At 62.2% G+C, this 17,659-nt stretch carries 18 protein-coding genes and 1 riboswitch; of the genes, 7 read left to right on the top strand and 11 right to left on the bottom strand.

All coding sequences use genetic code 11. The features are described from left to right. Positions 1-171 precede the first annotated feature (171 nt). Positions 172-1,692 (top strand): M28 family peptidase, encoded by a 1,521-nt coding sequence (locus FHU29_RS09850; protein ID WP_083962386.1) that lies wholly within the window; start codon positions 172-174, stop codon positions 1,690-1,692. On the opposite strand, the gene FHU29_RS09845 is transcribed toward FHU29_RS09850, so the two are convergent. Beyond that, positions 1,685-2,731 carry an iron-siderophore ABC transporter substrate-binding protein gene (locus FHU29_RS09845; protein ID WP_183377527.1) on the bottom strand — a complete coding sequence of 349 codons (1,047 nt, stop codon included), beginning with the start codon at positions 2,729-2,731 and terminating at the stop codon, positions 1,685-1,687. The genes FHU29_RS09850 and FHU29_RS09845 overlap by 8 nt on opposite strands. Positions 2,732-2,851: 120 nt before the next feature. Here FHU29_RS09845 and FHU29_RS09840 point away from each other — a divergent pair, with 120 nt between their 5' ends. Continuing rightward, entirely contained in the window at positions 2,852-3,709 is an 858-nt protein-coding gene (locus tag FHU29_RS09840) for an adenylate/guanylate cyclase domain-containing protein (RefSeq protein ID WP_064441015.1), read from the top strand. On the opposite strand, the gene thiD is transcribed toward FHU29_RS09840, so the two are convergent. Both thiD and thiC read right to left on the bottom strand, forming a co-directional pair. Further along, positions 3,706-4,569 carry a bifunctional hydroxymethylpyrimidine kinase/phosphomethylpyrimidine kinase gene (gene thiD, locus FHU29_RS09835; protein ID WP_064441014.1) on the bottom strand — a complete coding sequence of 288 codons (864 nt, stop codon included), beginning with the start codon at positions 4,567-4,569 and terminating at the stop codon, positions 3,706-3,708. The genes FHU29_RS09840 and thiD overlap by 4 nt on opposite strands. Before the next feature lie 10 nt (positions 4,570-4,579). Further along, positions 4,580-6,250, bottom strand: coding sequence for a phosphomethylpyrimidine synthase ThiC (gene thiC, locus FHU29_RS09830; RefSeq protein WP_064441091.1), 1,671 nt, complete (start codon positions 6,248-6,250; stop codon positions 4,580-4,582). Beyond that, a riboswitch (TPP riboswitch) is annotated at positions 6,241-6,351 on the bottom strand. Its footprint overlaps the gene before it by 10 nt. A 144-nt stretch (positions 6,352-6,495) precedes the next feature. Between thiC and FHU29_RS09825 the strand changes: the two genes are divergently transcribed. Then, on the top strand, positions 6,496-6,825 hold the full coding sequence (locus tag FHU29_RS09825; protein ID WP_013805353.1) for a GNAT family N-acetyltransferase: 330 nt from the start codon (positions 6,496-6,498) through the stop codon (positions 6,823-6,825). 79 nt (positions 6,826-6,904) lie between these two features. On the opposite strand, the gene FHU29_RS09820 is transcribed toward FHU29_RS09825, so the two are convergent. Continuing rightward, positions 6,905-7,687 carry an exodeoxyribonuclease III gene (locus FHU29_RS09820; protein WP_064441013.1) on the bottom strand — a complete coding sequence of 261 codons (783 nt, stop codon included), beginning with the start codon at positions 7,685-7,687 and terminating at the stop codon, positions 6,905-6,907. Further along, positions 7,687-8,277, bottom strand: coding sequence for a peptide deformylase (locus FHU29_RS09815; RefSeq protein ID WP_064441012.1), 591 nt, complete (start codon positions 8,275-8,277; stop codon positions 7,687-7,689). Before FHU29_RS09815 ends, FHU29_RS09820 begins: the two co-directional genes overlap by 1 nt. A gap of 159 nt (positions 8,278-8,436) precedes the next feature. Here FHU29_RS09815 and FHU29_RS09810 point away from each other — a divergent pair, with 159 nt between their 5' ends. The 4 genes from FHU29_RS09810 to FHU29_RS09795 all read left to right on the top strand — a co-directional run bounded on the left by FHU29_RS09810 (position 8,437) and on the right by FHU29_RS09795 (position 11,408). Continuing rightward, positions 8,437-8,784, top strand: coding sequence for a nucleoid-associated protein NapA (locus FHU29_RS09810; RefSeq protein ID WP_013805356.1), 348 nt, complete (start codon positions 8,437-8,439; stop codon positions 8,782-8,784). Between the two features lie 14 nt (positions 8,785-8,798). Continuing rightward, positions 8,799-9,317, top strand: coding sequence for a LytR C-terminal domain-containing protein (locus tag FHU29_RS09805; protein ID WP_064441011.1), 519 nt, complete (start codon positions 8,799-8,801; stop codon positions 9,315-9,317). A 106-nt stretch (positions 9,318-9,423) separates the two neighbouring features. Beyond that, positions 9,424-10,170, top strand: a complete 747-nt coding sequence (locus FHU29_RS09800; protein WP_064441010.1) for a superoxide dismutase family protein — start codon at positions 9,424-9,426, stop codon at positions 10,168-10,170. A 68-nt stretch (positions 10,171-10,238) separates the two neighbouring features. After that, a complete protein-coding gene (locus FHU29_RS09795; protein WP_064441009.1) occupies positions 10,239-11,408 on the top strand; it encodes a glutamate--cysteine ligase in 1,170 nt (389 codons plus the stop codon). Here the strand turns inward: FHU29_RS09795 and mnhG are convergent. Genes mnhG through FHU29_RS09765 form a run of 6 tightly spaced genes read right to left on the bottom strand, consistent with a single transcriptional unit; the run spans position 11,381 to position 17,645 of the window. Then, positions 11,381-11,713, bottom strand: coding sequence for a monovalent cation/H(+) antiporter subunit G (gene mnhG / locus FHU29_RS09790; protein WP_013805360.1), 333 nt, complete (start codon positions 11,711-11,713; stop codon positions 11,381-11,383). The two genes, FHU29_RS09795 and mnhG, sit on opposite strands and share 28 nt — an antisense overlap. Further along, positions 11,710-11,988: a monovalent cation/H+ antiporter complex subunit F gene (locus tag FHU29_RS09785; protein ID WP_064441008.1), complete on the bottom strand. Its 279-nt coding sequence runs from the start codon at positions 11,986-11,988 to the stop codon at positions 11,710-11,712. The genes mnhG and FHU29_RS09785 overlap by 4 nt, the downstream gene beginning before the upstream one ends. Then, the gene (locus tag FHU29_RS09780) at positions 11,985-12,536 is read right to left on the bottom strand and encodes a Na+/H+ antiporter subunit E (protein ID WP_064441007.1); all 552 of its coding nucleotides are present in this window, start codon (positions 12,534-12,536) and stop codon (positions 11,985-11,987) included. The genes FHU29_RS09785 and FHU29_RS09780 overlap by 4 nt, the downstream gene beginning before the upstream one ends. Next, entirely contained in the window at positions 12,533-14,182 is a 1,650-nt protein-coding gene (locus FHU29_RS09775; RefSeq protein ID WP_064441006.1) for a Na+/H+ antiporter subunit D, read from the bottom strand. Before FHU29_RS09775 ends, FHU29_RS09780 begins: the two co-directional genes overlap by 4 nt. Next, entirely contained in the window at positions 14,182-14,694 is a 513-nt protein-coding gene (locus tag FHU29_RS09770) for a Na(+)/H(+) antiporter subunit C (RefSeq protein WP_083962383.1), read from the bottom strand. The genes FHU29_RS09775 and FHU29_RS09770 overlap by 1 nt, the downstream gene beginning before the upstream one ends. Next, entirely contained in the window at positions 14,691-17,645 is a 2,955-nt protein-coding gene (locus tag FHU29_RS09765) for a Na+/H+ antiporter subunit A (RefSeq protein WP_064441005.1), read from the bottom strand. Before FHU29_RS09765 ends, FHU29_RS09770 begins: the two co-directional genes overlap by 4 nt. Between the last annotated feature and the right edge of the window lie 14 nt (positions 17,646-17,659).

Genomic DNA, 17,659 nt, shown 5'->3' with positions numbered 1-17,659 from the left:
GAGATAATCGAATATGCCTGGTGATTGCTAGTCGGGAGTAATCACAGGGAACCGGACTCCGGGGCGGTGGTGCGCCTCGTCGAGACCGGGCCGAGGAACCCGGTGCTCCCAGCAGCGCCGGGTTCCTCGCTATCTAGGCGCAAGTGGTCGCCATTATGGTGGAATTGACCGATGCGTTTCCCTGCGCGATTGACCATGGCGCGTTCCACTGCAGCGACCCTCACTGTCGGCGCCGCCGCACTCTTGTTTCTCGCGGGGTGTGGGCAAGACGAATCGGACAGTGTCGGCGTCCTGGAGCCCGAAGTCGCTCATGATCTGTCGCCGCTCGAGTACGCGGAGTATGTCCGAGACAAGCTATCGGTCGAGGCCGTGTGGTCCCACATGGAATCGCTGCAGCGGATAGCTGATGAGAATGGGGGCACCCGCGCCGCGTTCACACCGGGCTACGAGGCGTCACTAGCTATGGTCGCCGACCAGCTGCGAGGAGCTGGTTTCGAGGTCGAGACGCCGGAGTTCGAGTTCGAGCGGTTCCAGATCGCCGCTCAGCGCGTCACGCTTGGGGGACGGGATGTTCTCAGCCGTGCGATGCGTTACTCGCCGTCGACTCCAGACGGGGGAGTCGCCGCCGAACTCGTCGTCCTCCCCCCAGGAGCCACCGGGTGCACGGATGGTGACTATGACGATCTCGATGCGGCCGGGGGGATCGTGCTGGTGGACAGGGGCGAGTGCAGCTTCACGGAAAAACAGCAGGCCGCGTCGGACCGCGGAGCTATCGCGGTCATCATCGTTAATACCGAAGACACCCTTATCGATGGTTCGCTTGGCAGCGGACCTGAGGCGCGGATTCCTACTGTGCTGACGACCCGAGGCGAGGGCGAGCGCCTGCGCGACGCGAAGGACGAGGACGTGACGCTGCTCGTTGATGCACAAACGTCGATTCAGCATTCCCGCAGTGTGGTGGCACAAACACGCACTGGCTCCGCGACGGACGTCATTGTCGCGGGTGCACATCTTGACAGTGTCGACGAGGGACCTGGAATCAACGACAATGCCTCCGGTGTGGCTGCGCTGCTCGAAACAGCGCTGTTGCTCGGGCCTGATCCAGACAGCACCCACGCGGTACGTTTCGCGTTCTGGGGCGCGGAAGAGAATGGACTAGTGGGGTCAACGGACTACGTTGACGGGCTGTCCGAATCTGAACGCCTCGATATTGCCCTTTACCTGAACTTCGACATGATCGCGTCAGAAAACGCCGGCTACTTCGTGCTCGACGGCGAAGGCGATGCGGAAGACGACGCCGAGCCGGGTCCCGAAGGTTCAGCGGGGATCGAACAGCTCTTTAGAGCATATTTTGAAAGCGCTGATATCGAGGCAGAGGGCTCTGTGCTCGATGGCCGCTCGGACTACGCGCCGTTCATGGCCGCCGGGATCCCCGTCGGAGGTATCTTCACCGGGGCTGACGGTGTCATGACGGAGGCGCAGGCCGAGGCATGGGGTGGTGTTGCGGGCAGGCGCTTCGACCGCAACTACCACACCGATGCCGACACCCTGGAAAACAGCAATCGCGAGGCGCTGACGCTCACAGCTCCCGCCGTCGCCTACGCGGTGGCGTTCTATTCGCAGGAAATCGACGGGGCGTACGGAGTGCCGGCCCGGGACGACAGGGAGCTGCTGCGGCGACCAGTCAGTTGACGCGTTCGATGATTTCTGGAACCAGCCGGTCTAGGGCGTAGGGAATACTCAGCACCGTCGCCATCGACATGGCGACACCGGTTGAGGAATCGACAACGACGTAACGGTTCTCCCTGCCCACGCCCGTGGACTGGAACGCGGCGTCGTCGCGAAGAACTTCTGCAGCATTGTGGTTCGCAAGGACCACAAGGACATCGGATTCGAGTAATGGCGCGTTCTCGGCGGAGATGTCGACGTAGAACTGGCCTTCCTGTTCCAGCTCTCGAAGCTGCGCGGGAAGCTCGAAGCCCAGCGCATGCATGAACTGCCCGCGGCCGTCCTCCTCGGTGTACGTGTAGTACCCACCGGCCTCATTGAGGAGCATGACTGCACCGGTGGTGCCTGCGATCTCGGGATGGCTGGAGCGGACCTGGGTGAACAGGTCTTCGATTTCAGTGATGACTTCTTCAGAACGGGCAGGCTGGCCGACAGCGGCGCCGATCATTCGGGTGGCATCTTGCCAGGGCACGCCCCAGTCGATGAACTCGGCGGGACGGACGATCGTGGGCGCGATCGCGCTGAGTTGCTCGTAGGTTGGCTGGTCAATCGATTGATTGATGGCGACGATCAGGTCGGGATCGGTACTTGCGATCAGCTCCATGTTGATGCCGTCGGTGTAGTCATGAACAACAGGTTCGGTACCGCCGAGCGCATCGATGGCCCACTCGCCGACACCTGCCTCTGTGGCGCCGCCCCACGGCGTGACCAGAACTGGGATAACGTCGAGGGCGAGCAGCGCATCAGTGTCCGCGAGCCCGACAGCCGCTACCCGCTGCGGAGCATCGGTGATCGTGGTCTCGCCAAATTGGTGCTCGATCGTCACAGGGAAAGCACCCGCTTCGGTGGGTGCTGCCGGTAGCGAATCCTGGCCGGACGCGTCCGCGTCGTCGGACGACCCGCAAGCCACTGTGAGGGCGCTGGCGGCGAGAACGACGGAGAGCAAGATCCCGCTCTTGAACCCAGCACGCGCCGATTTATGTCGCCAAGCTTTGTGTGTCACGAAGTACCCCATTCTATGTAAATGCATTTGGACAGGCTTACCTTACCCGTCGCTTATTTTGCCTGAACGGACACTCGAACATGGCCGTTGACCCATAGCGATTCACGTATTGTTGGAACGGTGACGGACAACGCGCCGGAGCCCGCGGCATCTCCAGCGGAGGACTCCCAGTCGGATGCCGGTCATGGTCTCACCGAGTGGCTCCAGCGCACCGACCAGAGCCCCCAGCTAGTTGGCTTGGCCAGAAGGATGCGGCGCGCGCTGCCCGGCGATCCGGGTTTCGGGGACCCACTCTCAACGGCGGGTAAGGGGAGCCCGGGACGCATCGCCCGTGTAATGGAACGCGTCCTCGATCCCGCGCCTGGCACAGCCCGTGAGGTGAGCCTGGGCGCGCTACAGGTGTGGCAGGCCGTCCTCGAACGCTGCGGTCGAGGTCGCGGGACACGCGAAGTGACTATCGTTTTCACCGATCTGGTCGGGTTCTCCACGTGGGCGCTCGAGGCGGGAGACGACGCTGCGCTGCGGTTGCTCCGCAAGGTCGCACGATGCGTCGAAACCGAAATTAATGACCATCGCGGACAGGTCGTCAAACGCATGGGCGACGGCTTGATGGCGATATTCCCCGCACCGAGCCTCGCCATTGAGGCCATCGTCAAGGCTCGGCGCGCCCTGAAAGCGGTGGAGGAGAGTGGCTACAAGCCCAAGATGCGGGTCGGTATTCACACCGGTTCCCCGCGCGCGATTGGGGATGACTGGCTCGGCGTCGACGTCAATGTGGCTGCGCGAATCATGGAGTCCGGCGGAAACGGCGGTCTGGTGATTTCGGGCGAGACCCTCGACGCTCTCGGTGACGAAGCGCTAGAAGCGATGGGGCTAGTTGCGAAGCCGCACCGCCGGTTCCTGAAGGTCAAAATGGCGGGCGTACCTGAGGGTGTGCGGCTCTACACCATCAAACGCCGCAAAGCGGAGGCCAGTTAGCTGCCGAGTGGGAGCAGGCGCCATAACGGTGAAACTGGTCCATGGCCTGCCCCGAGGGGGTAGGCGGATTCGAGGCACTTCGTGACCCACCGCTTCGCGAATGTCACCGCTCCGGGTACCGAGTAGCCATGGGCAAGGGCGCACGCAGTCGCGGCGGCGAGAGTGTCGCCGCCGCCGTGGTCGTTCCCAGTTTGCACGCGGTAGCTGGTCAGTTCGTGCCGTTCGGTGCCGTTCGTCAGCAGGTCACGGCTCTCCGCTGACGAGCGAAGGTGACCGCCCTTGATGAGCGCCCACTCGGCACCCAGTTCGAGAAGCTTCTCCGCAGCGTGCGCTTGCGTCTCACTATCAACGACGTTGATCCCGGTGAGGAGCCGAACCTCGTCGAGGTTGGGCGTGACGATGGTGGCCTGGGGAATCAGCAAGTCGCGCAGCGCATCGAGAGCATCGGAACGGAGCAGTGGGTCGCCGTGCATAGAGGCAGCAACCGGATCGACGACGAGAGGTATCTTCTGCCCTCTGCCGGTATTCCCGATGCCGAGATCCGCACACTCAGCGACGACCGCTTCGATGATCGGCGCGGATGACAGCATTCCTGTTTTGGCCGCACCGACACCGATATCCGTCACCACAGACCGGATCTGAGCGGCAACAGTCTCCGGCGGGATTTCGTGAACACCTGTGACACCGACAGAGTTCTGCACGGTTACCGCAGCTACGGCAACACATCCGTGCACCCCGCATAGCGACATTGTGCGCATGTCAGCCTGGATGCCCGCACCACCGCCGGAGTCAGATCCGGCGATGGTGAGGGCGCGCACGGGCGTTTCACCAGGCCTACTTACAGGGAGCAGCCAGTCCATTCGGTTTCCGCTATCGAGACGTGAGCGGCAGGTACACCTGATTGCCAAGTTCCGCGAACTCGGCAGATTTCTCTGCCATGCCTTCCGCGATCACACGGTCAATGTCTTCTTGCGTGGCGAGGCCATTCTGTTCGGCGTAATCGCGAACATCCTGGCTGATGCGCATGGAACAGAACTTCGGCCCGCACATCGAACAGAAATGTGCAGTTTTCGCGGGCTCCGCGGGGAGCGTCTCATCGTGGTACTCGCGAGCGGTGTCCGGGTCCAGCGACAGGTTGAACTGATCAACCCAGCGAAACTCGAACCGCGCCTTGGATAGCGCGTCATCCCGTTCTTGCGCGCGGGGATGACCTTTCGCCAGATCCGCTGAATGTGCCGCAATCTTGTAGGCAATGACGCCCTGTTTCACGTCATCACGATTAGGCAATCCGAGATGCTCCTTCGGCGTGACGTAGCACAGCATTGCGGTACCGGCCTGAGCAATCATCGCAGCACCAATGGCGGACGTTATGTGGTCGTAGGCGGGTGCGATATCGGTGGCGAGCGGTCCCAGCGTATAAAAGGGCGCCTCTTCGCAAAGTTCCTCTTCGAGCCGGACATTCTCCGCGATCTTGTGCATCGGCACGTGTCCGGGCCCCTCGATCATGACCTGAACACCGTACGACTTCGCGATCTTCGTCAACTCGCCCAGCGTGCGCAGTTCAGCGAACTGAGCTTCGTCGTTGGCATCGGCGATAGAACCAGGCCGAAGGCCATCACCAAGTGAGAAAGTCACGTCGTACTTCCGGAGAATCTCGCATAGCTCGCGAAAGTGCGTGTAGAGGAATGACTCTTGGTGATGCGCTAGGCACCACGCCGCCATGATCGAACCGCCGCGCGACACGATTCCAGTGACCCGCCTTGCAGTCAGCGGAATGTAGCGAAGCAGCACGCCCGCGTGCACAGTCATGTAGTCCACACCCTGCTCGCACTGCTCGATCACAGTGTCCCGGTACATCTCCCACGTGAGCTTCGTCGGATCGCCCTTGACCTTCTCAAGAGCCTGATAAATCGGCACTGTCCCAACCGGCACGGGGGAATTGCGCAGGATCCACTCGCGAGTCTCGTGGATGTCCTTACCGGTGGAAAGATCCATGATGGTGTCCGCGCCCCAACGGGTCGCCCACACCATCTTCTCGACCTCTTCGGCGATGCCGGAACTCACGGCAGAGTTGCCGATATTCGCATTGATCTTCACGCCGAATGCCTTACCGATGATCATCGGCTCGATTTCCGGGTGTTTGTGGTTGGCGCAGATAACTGCGCGTCCGGCGGCGACCTCGTCGCGGACCATCTCCGGCGCAACACTTTCGCGGGCCGCGATGTACCGCATCTCGTCGGTGAGGATCCCGGCGCGTGCCCACGCGAGCTGCGTGGAAGCGCCATCGACAGGGGCAGGCTTGACCCAGTTGTCGCGCTGCTTGGGCAATCCGTTTTCAAGATCGATCTGTGCGGTGGTATCCGTGTACGGCCCCGAGGTGTCGTACAAGTCGAGATGGTCACCGTTGGTCAGATGGACGCGGCGCATAGGAAACGTGAGGCTGTCCGTTCCCGGCACCGGCTTGTACACCTTGCTGCTGCCCACGATCGGTCCAGTAGTAACAGTGTCGACAACAGTGGTGGTGGCAGAATTTTTCGACAAAATTCCCTCCCTACGCCGGCATTACCCGGTCAGGTTCATACGGTCGACGGCCCAATAGCCGTCCTCTCAGCCCGCTGGTGCGAGCCCCCGTTGGAGATGTGCAGTTGCGGTTCCCCACCCTAGCGGATGTCACAAGATCATGTGACTCGGAATACACATTAGGCAGCGCCGTAGACCCCAAAGAGAGCGCGAAACGCAATCCGGTGGGAAGCTGTCCCTACAAGACTCAACGCACGGGAGGCGCGATGGCAGCCAGCGAACACTCCATTGAGGTGCTCGATAACCAGTCCCGATCACGGTACGAGATCTGGGTGGACGGCGTGCTCGCGGGAATCGAAGGGTACGAAATCGCTGATGACGGCGTGATCACCCTGCTGCACACCATCATCGATGAAGACTTCAGCCGCCAGGGATACGCGCGTGCGATGGTGCGCGGCATCCTCGATGGCATGCGTGCCCGCCAGCAGCAGCTCCGTCCACTGTGCACCTACGTGCAGCGCTTCCTTACCCGGTTCCCGGAGTATCAGGATCTGACTGCGCCACTGCCCGAGGGGGCCGCACACCGCGTTCCGTGACGGCACACCGCCACCCCGACGGTACACCCGCTGTAGACGGGTCCTGGCCGGCAATCACGGTGTTTGGTACTAAGCTGCCCTACTTGACTGCAATGTCCATGATGACGGGGGCATGATCACTCGCGCCTTTGCCTTTACGTTCGTCGCGGTCGATCCGGCCACCCGTGACATGCGTTGCTGACGACACCAGCATGTGATCGATACGCATGCCCTCCCGGCGGGGGAACCGCAGTTGGGTGTAGTCCCAATAGGTGTAGACACCAGGTCCAGGCGTGAACGGACGGACCGCGTCGCTGAACCCCAGGTCGGCGAAGCGCTGATACGCCTTCCGCTCCGGGTCTGAGACGTGCGTCGAGTTGCCGAAAACGGCCATGTCCCATACGTCTTCATCCAGGGGAGCGATGTTCCAGTCCCCGACGAGTGCCAGCGGCCTATCGGCGCTGGCATCGAGCCAGCTCGCGCTCGCATCCCACAGCGCATCGAGCCAGCGCAGTTTGTACTCGTAGTGCGGGTCATCGAGTGTCCGGCCGTTCGGCACATACAAGCTCCACACCGTGACGCCGCCGCAGTCGGCGCCGATCGCGCGTGGCTCAAGCTGGTCGCGAAAGGCAGGCTGGCCGGGGAAGCCGATCTGCACGCTGGAAAGCCCGATACGGGAGGCGATGGCAACGCCATTCCACTGATTCGTACCGTGGTGGGCTACCTCGTAGCCGACTTCTTCGAAGGCCAGGGCGGGGAACTGGTCATCGCGGCACTTTGTTTCCTGGATGGCGAGCACATCCACGTCGCTTCGGGAGAGCCACGAGGTGATTCGGTCGATACGTGCTCGCGCAGAGTTGACGTTCCAGGTGGCGATTCGCATTAGTCGTCATGTCCAAACGGGTCGGGAACGGTGCCTGGCATCCAGGACAGCCCTGGCACGCCCCAGCCGTTCTTCTTGATGGTCTTTTTCGCGGCGCGTGCATTGCGCCCAATGAGCCGGTCTACGTAGAGGAAGCCGTCAAGGTGTCCGACCTCGTGTTGCAGGCAGCGAGCGAACAGCCCGGTCCCCTCGACGTCGACGGGATTGCCCTGAACGTCCACGCCAGTGACTCGCGCCCATGCCGCGCGTCCCGTGGGGAACTGTTCGCCCGGAACCGAGAGGCATCCCTCGAGGTCATCCTCAGGATCAGGCATTGTTTCAGGAATTTCCGATGTCTCGAGCACAGGATTGATGACCTCACCGGTGCGGCGCATTACGGTCCCGTCTTCGTCGCGGTCGGGGCAGTCGTAGACGAAGACACGAAGGTCGACTCCGATCTGGTTCGCTGCCAGGCCGACACCATGCGCCGCGGCCATCGTGTCGTACATATCCTGTACGAGATCGGCCAGCTCTTGCGGTGGCTGTTCGACAATTCTGGTCGGTGCGTGGAGGACCGGATCGCCGACGACGCGGATCGGGTGGATTGCCATGATCCGACAGATTACTGATTCCGCGTGCCAATCGAGAAATGCGGGCCTTGAAGGGTGCCCCCCGCGCGGGGACTCGCCGCAGCGAGCGACCGGAGTTCAATGCTCAACGGTGGTTCAATGAAGGGCGAAAGACATGCACGTAATTCCCTGAGGAGCGAGATGGAAAGCGCAGCAGCGCGAGCCGGGCAGCCAGCGCAGGAACCGCACGGATCACTTGAGGCGCCTGCACCAGATCTCGCGATTGACGACGATTCGGGCCTGTCCCGGCGAGAACGGGACATCCTTGCGTTCGAGCGACAGTGGTGGAAGTATGCGGGCGCCAAGGAAGAAGCGATCAAGAACCTCTTCGGATTGTCGGCGACGCGCTACTACCAGGTGCTGAATGCGCTGATCGACCGGCCCGAGGCGCTGAGCGCGGACCCGATGCTCGTGAAGCGGCTCCGGAGATTACGTGCGGGTCGGCAGAAGGCTCGCGCGGCGCGCCGCTTGGGCTTCAGGACCACGTAGTCGGGAGATGACCGGTGAGTACTCCACGCCCTGATGTGAATCGACTGCCGTTGCGGTCATTCGCATTCATGTTGCTGTCCGCGGCAGTCGTGTTCATTGCCATCGGTGTATTTGTTCTGCGCGATGCCAGCGCCGATTCGGAGCCGCAGGCTAGTGCGCCGCTGGCGGCGACGACGACAACCGCAGCGCCCTCCACGACCGCGGAACCGACGCCCGAACCCACCCCGGAGGAAACCACGACTCTCGCGCCGCCGCCGGTACCTGCTGTCCAGGTACACGTGCTGAACAACAGCATAGTCCAGGGTCTCGCCGGCCAGACTGCAAATACGCTGCGCGGTTCGGGCTGGCAGGTCGGCAACACCGGCAATTACAGTGCGAGTGTTGTCGGTGGAACGACCGTCTACTACGGCGATGCACCCGGCGAACAGCAGGTCGCCGAGCGGGTCGCGGCGACGCTCGGGGCGTCGACAGCTCCACGGTTCGCCGGTATATCAGATCAGCCTCCCGGCGTCGTTGTGATCCTCACGGGATAGTGGGGCTGCTCGTCGGTTGTGTTGCCTCCACAGATATGCTGTGGCTGCGACAATGCGGTTCGGCCCCAGCCCGGGCAACGACCTTTCTGGTGAAGGAGCTTTTGTAATGGCCTCACAGGTACGGCGGACACTCCACGGTCGGGGAGTATCGTGGCGGAACCCGGGAGTGGCTGCGGCGGCAGTCGCGGCGGGCGCGCTCATTATCAGCGGGTGTGCGGCTCCATACGAGGCGCCGAGCACCATGACTGAAGAAGTGCCGCCACCGCCGGTCTGGACCGGGGAGCCTGAGCCGGTTGACTTCCATGAGGATGAGGATGAGCACGGCGATGAATCCTCCTCGCCGGGACGGACTCTGGAGGCGCAACTGGCGCTGGCAGACGGCACCGAAATCGGTCTGGTCACAATTACAGAGACAGAAGATTTCCTCCGCATCCGCGCTGTCATCCAGGCTGATTCAGATGATCTGACCCCCGGATTCAAAGGCTTCCACATCCACGAAGTCGGTGCGTGTGAGGCCAATGGCGAGGACGATGCGTTCACATCAGCTGGCGGCCACCTCAACCTCGAAGGTGCGACGCATGAAGGCACCGGGGCTAGCGGCGATCTCGTGTCCATCCAGATTCTGGAGAATGGCCGCGCGGAGCTCGTCACACTCACGGACCGCGTGACAGTCGATGACCTGCTCATCGGTGACGGAACCTCATTTATCGTGCATGAAGGACCGGACAACTTCGCCAACATCCCTGACCGCTACGAGCATGCGGAGGGTGACGACGTGCCCGACGAGCAGACCCTCGCGACAGGCGATGCGGGCGACCGAGTGGCCTGCGGTGTGATCGAGGTAAGTAGCTAAACGCACCGGAAGAAACGGATACGAGGCGCTGCTCGGCTGAGCGGCGCCTCGTATGGTTCTATCAGGGTGTGGAGATTCCGTTCAGCGGTTCACCCCGTCCCACGCTCGGAGTCGAGTGGGAGCTTGCGATCGTCAACCGGGACGACCGCGATCTGGTGAATGCCGCTGAAGCGGTGCTAGAGGACCTGGCTGAACGGCACGGTATCGATAGCACTCAAGCGACCTCACCGGTGCACAAAGAGTTTCTCCGCAACACGGTCGAGCTGGTCACCGGTATCTGCAACACCGTTGACGAAGCGATGGCGGACATTTCGCGGTCCTTGAAGGCAGTGCTCGCCGCGGGCGATCGGCTCGGTGTCGATTTCTTTTGCGCGGGCAGTCACCCGTTCGCGCACTGGACCGACGACATGCTGACGGACAAACCGAACTACGTCGAGATCATCAATAGGAACCAGTATTGGGGCCGGCAACTGCTGATCTGGGGTGTTCATGTGCATGTGGGGGTGTCACACGCAGACAAGGTCTTCCCGATCCTGAACGCGCTGCTGATGAAGTACCCGCACTTGCTCGCCTTGTCGGGTTCCTCACCCATCTGGGACTCGAAGGACACCGGTTACGCGAGCACCCGCGCCTTGCTCTTTCAGCAGCTTCCCACAGCGGGGCTGCCGTTCCAGTTCGAGACGTGGCGTGAATTCGAGCGCTTCGCCGGCGACCAGATGAAAACGGGGATCATCGAGTCGCTCGGTGGGCTTCACTGGGATATCAGGCCTGCACCATCGTTGGGCACCATCGAGGTGCGCGTCTGCGACGGGATCCCGACGCTCCGTGAACTCGCAGCACTCACCTCGCTTATCCACTGTCTTGTCGTCGACCTCGACCGTCGGCTGGAGGCGGGAGAGGATCTGCCCTCGATGCCACCGTGGCTTGTACAGGAAAACAAGTGGCGGGCTGCACGATACGGCCTGGAAGCTGAGGTCATTCTGGATCGCGAATGCAGGGAGCAACTCGTCACTGACGACCTCGCAGTGATGCTGGAGCGACTCGAGCCAATCGCCCGGCATCTGGAGTGCGCGGACGAGTTGGCTGATGTGGCAGATATTCCGCGGATCGGTGCTTCATATCAACGGCAGCGCCGGATCGCCAGCCAGGGCGGCAGCTGGGCCTCGATCGTTGACTCTCTCGTCAGCGAATTGCGCGATGGAGTGGAGGGTCAGTCGTCGCGGTTGGGTTCCATCTGATCAATTGTGATGAGGTCCTTGCGATAGAGCTGCTCGCGATATGCGAGCCGGCCAACGCGGTGCGCGACCACCGGGACGGTGAGGCCAGCGAAGAGTATCGCAAGGAAAAGCATCCCTACGTCAACCGAACCCCACAGTCTGATTCCGGCTGCGCTCAGGACAAGGATGACGCTGAGGATTTGAGGCTTCGTCGCGGCGTGCATGCGCGTCAGAGTGTCCGGAAAACGCACCACACCGATGGCGGCGATCAGGGCAAGGCCACAGCCCGCGAGCAGCAGTGTCGCGACGATGATGTCGATGATCATGGGCCGCTCGTTCCCGTCTCGGTATCAGATACGCGGTACCGGGTGATCGAAACTGAACCGATGAACCCGAGCAGAGCGAGCGCGACCACAGCGGACACGACCGTGGTGTCGCGGGAATATGCCGCCCATGCAGCAAGTCCACACAAGCAGAGTGCGACGAGCATGTCCACGGCCACTAGCCGGTCAAGTGAGTTCGGCCCCGCGAGCAGACGGTACGTCGTGATTATGCTCGCCGCTACGAGCATGGCCCCACAGACCAGGAACACGATGTTCATAGTTCCTCCCGCCCCATTGACGCGTTCGAGGTGATGTCCCGCCACTCATCCCGGCGCTCGAAGGCTCGCACGAACCAGCGGACCAGCCGATCAGTGTCTTTGTGGAACTTGGCGATCGCGCGTTTGTCGGAAATATCGATGACGTGAACGAAGACCACTCGCTGTACCTTGTCGACCTGCAGGACGAGACTGCCAGGGATAAGACTCAGCGCGTCGACGATGAGCGTGAGAACAAGGTCGGATCGCACATCCACCCGCCGCTTCAGAATCGCGCTGTTCGGTGGCGGGCCGGGCCGAATCGTGATCCAGGCGACCTGCAGCGTGGCGCGCAGCAGCATGAACGCGACAACGGCGTTGAGAACTAGGAAAGAAATCGGGTGCAGGCGCCCGCCAATCGGAATCCGCGGCAAGGGCAGCAGGTACACGACGGCCAGGCCGATGAGAATCCCCGAAAGAACATTGCCGACCGACACTGTTCCCCACAGCAGCACCCAGATACCGGCGAGCCAGAGAACGCCTGATATTCGCAGCAGCGCGGTGCGTATCAACGGTCACCTCCGAGGGCATCAGTCCCGCTTATCGGTGTGTCGAGGCCTTGGAGTACCTCGGGGTCGACGTCAAGAACGGTACTGATGTAGTCCGTGCGTTCACGCAGGTTCTCGGCGGCACGATTGGAGTATGCGAAGAACGGTCCCGCGAGCAACGTGAGAGTGAGCCCGAGAACGGCTAGTCCTGCAGTCGGCGCGACCATGAGGGCGGGCATGCGTCCTACATCAGCGCGCTCGCCATAGGGGACGTCGAACGCATCGTCAACGAGAGCGGTAGGCCGGGAAGCGATGAGATGGCCTTCCGGCGCGTCCTCGCGTTCACGCCAGAACGCTTTCGTCCAGATGCGCGCTACGACGTAAAGAGTCAGCAGGCTGGTGACGATACCGCCGGCGACAAGTATCCACGCCAAGAAGCTCGCATCGTCAACACCTGCCTGGACGAGTGCCACCTTCCCAATGAAACCACTGAACGGGGGAATCCCGCCCAGGTTCAGCGCGGGCACGAAGAAGATCAGCGCGAGCAGTGGGCTTGCCTTCGCGAGACCACCCAGTCGGCGCAGTGACGCGGAACCAGCCTGCCGTTCGATCAGACCGACCACAAGGAACAGGGTGGTCTGGACGATGATGTGGTGCGCTGCGTAGAAGATGGCGCCTGCCAGCCCCAGACTCGAGGACAAGGCGATTCCGAACATCATGTACCCGATGTGGCTGACGAGAGTAAACGACAGAAGGCGTTTGATGTCGGACTGCGCGATTGCTCCGAGGATGCCGATGAGCATAGTAAGAAGCGCCGCCACGAGCAGTACATCGTCGAGCAGTCCGCCGGGGAACACGAGCGTGTGGGTGCGGATGATCGCGTAAATACCCACTTTGGTCAGCAAGCCCGCGAACACCGCGGTCACCGGGGCTGGCGCGGTGGGGTAGGAGTCCGGGAGCCAGCCGTACAGGGGAAAGACGGCTGCTTTGACACCGAAAGCGACGAGCAGGACCGCGAAGATCGCGGTGCTGGTGCCTTCCGGCACGTCCTGCATCCGTACAGCCATATGCGCGAGGTTCAGTGTGCCTGTGGCCGCGTACGCGAACGCGATACCGATGAGGAAAATGATCGACGACACCATCGATACGAGCACGTAGGTAATACCGGCGCGGACACGTTCCTTGCTGACACCGATCGTCAGCAGCACAAAGCTCGCAGCGAGCAGGATCTCAAACCCGACGTAGAGGTTGAACAAGTCACCGGCGAGAAATGCGTTGCAAATACCTGCGGTCAGCGCCAGATATGTCGGAGCGAAAATCGATACGGGCTGTTGATGGTGGCCGTCGCGAATACCCTGCCCCACGGAATAGATAAGGACCGCAAGCAGCACCGCCGAAGAGATCAGCAGCATCAGCGCTGAAAGCCGGTCCGCGACGAGCGATATGCCTACCGGCGCGCCCCACCCGCCGACCTGAACGACATGGGTGCCGTACTGGTCTGTGAGGTACATCAGCATCGCTGCCACCACGAAAACTGAACTCAGAACGGCGAGCGTGATGTATCGCTGCACCCGATAGTGGCGGCTGAAGAACAGGGTGGCGGCCGCGCCAAGAAGCGGCAGCAGTACGGGCAGCGGGATGAGGGCCGGGGCGATCGATTCGTTCAGCATCAGCTGTCACCACGCTGTGTCTTGCCGTTGGCGCGGCGCTCCGATTCGTCGAAGTCAGAGTCGGAACCATCCACGGGAGGGCCGTAGGGACCTTCGGGTGATGCTGGTGTTTCGGATTCCGGTTCGTAGTCGGGCGCTTCGATGCGGGTCCGGTGCGCGACTCGTACGTCTTCAGTGTCGTCGTCGACATCGTCCACGGTCTGGAGGGTGAACGACCGGTAGATCAGCGCGATCACAAACGCGGCAAGTCCCATACCGATGACGATGGCTGTCAGAATAAGGGCCTGCACCAGAGGATCCGCCATATCGCCATGTTCGGCCGACTCTCTGCCAATGATGGGCGGTGCACCAGACAGGCCGCCCATGTTGATGATCAGCAGGTTGACGGCGTTGGTCAGAAGAAGCAGTCCGAGCAGCATCTTCAGGATTGTGCGTTCGAGAACCAGGTAGATGCCGCAGCCAAACAGGATGCCGACGATGAGGAGCATTCCAAAGCTAGTAGTCAAGCTCATTGCCGTGCCACCTCGATCCGGGAATCAAGCCGCGCGCCTAGGCTGCGGAGCACATCGACCACCAGGCCGATGACGAGGAAGTAGACGCCAATGTCGAAGAACAGCGCTGTCACCAGTTTGACCTCACCGAACAGTGGTACATCGAAGTACATCGTCGCCGATGAGAGTGCGGGCGCGCCGAAAAGTATCGACGCCATAGCGGTCCCCGCCGCGAGCGCGAGACCGAACCCAAGGATCTTTCCAGCATCGACGCGAACCGACTCGCCGAGTTCGTATCGCCCACCGGCAAGGTAGCGAAGGACCAGTGCGAGTCCGGCTACGAGGCCTCCCGCGAACCCACCACCTGGCGCATTGTGGCCGGCGAACAGGAAGTACAGCGAAAGCACCATCATCGCGGGAAATAGCAGCCGGGTGGTGACCTCCAGAATGAACGACCGGTTGCGGGGATTGCGGAGTTCGCTGCCACGCAACCAGACGATCTCGGTGTATTCGAGGTGCCTGCGCGTTGGCATGGCGGCCATTTCTGGGGAAGCCGTTTCTGGACTGTCGTCATCTGGCTGCTGGTCGGGTGCAACGACTTCCTGCCTTCTCTCGACAGCGGCAGTGACTGAGACCTCGAGAGGCTGCTGAGACTGAACGGGCGCATCCGCGACGCGGGGGGCGCTGCCGTAGCGGCGGTGCCGGAAGATCAGACTGGCCACGCCCGTCGCCGCGACAAGGAGCACGCTGATCTCGCCGAGTGTGTCCCACGCGCGGATGTCCACAAGAACCACATTGACAACGTTCGCGCCGCTTCCCTCCGAATACGCCAAATCTGGCAGAAATGCCGAAACGGGCTGCGCCGAGCGTGCGCTCACAGCGAAGAGACCCACTATCACGACCATGACACCCGATCCGAAACCGAGTGCGGCGCGGATCGCGCGGTGCCCCATGGGGCGGTAGGGGTGGGGTTCCGCGGGTAATTTGCGCAGCAGCAAGATGAAGATCACCAGCGTCAGCGTCTCCACCACCACTTGCGTGAGCGCAAGGTCTGGGGCGCCGTGCAGCGCAAAGATCACCGCTGTCCCGTAGCCGGTGATGCCAATGAGCAGCACAGCCGCGAGGCGGTTGCGCAGTACAGTCACACCGAGCGCGGCCGCGACCATGATGCCTCCGACCGCGAGTTGCAGGACTGACCCTGGCGGCCCGCTGGGCAGAGATGGCCACTCCGGCCACAGTAGGAGGGCGAGCGAGGGCAGCGCGATCAGCGTCGCAAGGATGATGGCCTGTGTGAACTGCAACGACCCGCGCTGCGTCACACTCGTCACCCGCTGCGACAGCAGGTCAGCGATGCGGAGCGTGGCGTCGTACACGCGGTCCGCGTTGCCCAGCGGTGGTGTGCTGAACCGCAGTTTAGAGACGGTGCGGTGCGCGAAGAAGACGAAGATACCGGCGATGATGGCGAACGCACTGAGCGCCAAAGCCAGCTTCGATCCACCTAGATGCGGGTGCTCACCCTCAAGGCCAACGGGGAACAGATCGACATACGGGAGCATCCAGTCCACCAGCGGAACTGTCAGGAATCCGGCCGCAAGTCCACCTATGGACAGGATCGCGGGGGACGTCAGGAAAAGCTTGCCGGGTGGTGTCATCTCTGACACCGCTTGGCTCGGTTCAGGCTTGCCCTTCCCCGCGAAAGCGCCAGACACGAACCGCAACGTGTAAGCGACCGTGAAAACAGATCCGAGCACGATCGCGATCAGTGTGGCGATTTGCCAGCCCTGGAATGGTCCATCCGACTCGGAGAGCGCTGTGAACGCGGTCTCCTTACCGTAGAACCCGAGAAACGGCGGGAGACCGGCCATGCTCGCGGCCGCGGCGATGCTGATCGCGGCGAGTACCGGAGCCCGTCGTCCCAGCCCCCGGAGCTTTCGCACGTCGCGGGTGCCGGTGGCCCGGTCGATGATGCCGACGACGAGAAAAAGTGTGCCCTTGAACAGCGCATGGGCGATGACCAGCCCGATTCCGGCAAGGGCCGCATGGCGGGTGCCAATACCGACGAGGACCATCAGGAAGCCGAGCTGACTGACGGTCCCGAAGGCAAGAATGAGTTTCAGGTCGAACTCGCGCAGCGCACGCCAGCCTGCGAGGACCATCGAGAGCGCCCCGAGGGTGATGATGACCAGTCGCCATGGCGACGCATCGGCGAAAGCGGGCGACAGCCGCGCTACAAGGAAGACGCCGGCCTTGACCATGGCGGCGGCATGGAGATAGGCGCTCACCGGTGTGGGCGCGGCCATCGCAGCCGGCAGCCAGAAGTGCAGGGGCACGATCGCGGACTTTGAGAGGGCTCCGACGAGAATCAAGACCAGGGCGACGTCAGCGAGCGCGCCCTGCGGTGGCGAAGCAAGCAGGTCTGACATCAGATAACTGCCCGTCATCTGACCGAAGATGATGATTCCGACGAGCATCGCCAGCCCGCCGAAGGTCGTGACGAGCAGCGCCTTAGTTGCAGCGCGGCGACTGACCTGTTTCTCCGCCTTGTAGCCGATGAGCAGAAACGACAGGACGGTTGTCGCTTCCCAGAAAATGAACAGCACCAGCATGTTGTCGGAGGTGACGATGCCGAACATCGCCCCCGCGAAGGCGACAAGGTACGCGGCGAAGGAGCCTAAGCGGATCGCGTTCGGCGGAAAGTAGCGGGCGCAGTAAATGAGAACGAGCGCACCGACCCCGAGGATGATGCACGACATGATGGCTGTGAGGCCGTCGAACCAGAGCTCGATGTCCATTCCGAGTTCCGGCGCCCAGGGGATGCTGATCCGGTGCGGGTCGCTGAAGTGCGCGAGAGTCCAAAGGAAACCGCCGAATGGGACGACCGCCAGCACCAGGAACGCGTTTCTCCCGAGAATCCGGACGAGCAAGGGCGCAATGAGGGCGGCGAGCGCATGTGCCACGAGGACCGCGATCAAAGGCCACTCCGTCC

Origin of the sequence: Hoyosella altamirensis (assembly GCF_014191505.1) — a bacterium.
GTDB lineage: Bacteria > Actinomycetota > Actinomycetes > Mycobacteriales > Mycobacteriaceae > Hoyosella > Hoyosella altamirensis.
Note: the sequence above shows the minus strand (reverse complement) of the source record. Positions and strands in the feature narration are given on the sequence as shown.

Excerpts from the sequence above, each read along its gene's own strand:
- FHU29_RS09850 (WP_083962386.1), top strand. The coding sequence starts at position 172 with ATGCGTTTCCCTGCGCGATTGACCATGGCGCGTTCCACTGCAGCGACC.
- thiD (WP_064441014.1), bottom strand. The coding sequence starts at position 4,569 with ATGGACTGGCTGCTCCCTGTAAGTAGGCCTGGTGAAACGCCCGTGCGC.
- FHU29_RS09825 (WP_013805353.1), top strand. The coding sequence starts at position 6,496 with ATGGCAGCCAGCGAACACTCCATTGAGGTGCTCGATAACCAGTCCCGA.
- FHU29_RS09820 (WP_064441013.1), bottom strand. The coding sequence starts at position 7,687 with ATGCGAATCGCCACCTGGAACGTCAACTCTGCGCGAGCACGTATCGAC.
- FHU29_RS09815 (WP_064441012.1), bottom strand. The coding sequence starts at position 8,277 with ATGGCAATCCACCCGATCCGCGTCGTCGGCGATCCGGTCCTCCACGCA.
- FHU29_RS09810 (WP_013805356.1), top strand. The coding sequence starts at position 8,437 with ATGGAAAGCGCAGCAGCGCGAGCCGGGCAGCCAGCGCAGGAACCGCAC.
- FHU29_RS09800 (WP_064441010.1), top strand. The coding sequence starts at position 9,424 with ATGGCCTCACAGGTACGGCGGACACTCCACGGTCGGGGAGTATCGTGG.
- mnhG (WP_013805360.1), bottom strand. The coding sequence starts at position 11,713 with ATGATCATCGACATCATCGTCGCGACACTGCTGCTCGCGGGCTGTGGC.
- FHU29_RS09785 (WP_064441008.1), bottom strand. The coding sequence starts at position 11,988 with ATGAACATCGTGTTCCTGGTCTGTGGGGCCATGCTCGTAGCGGCGAGC.
- FHU29_RS09775 (WP_064441006.1), bottom strand. The coding sequence starts at position 14,182 with ATGCTGAACGAATCGATCGCCCCGGCCCTCATCCCGCTGCCCGTACTG.
- FHU29_RS09770 (WP_083962383.1), bottom strand. The coding sequence starts at position 14,694 with ATGAGCTTGACTACTAGCTTTGGAATGCTCCTCATCGTCGGCATCCTG.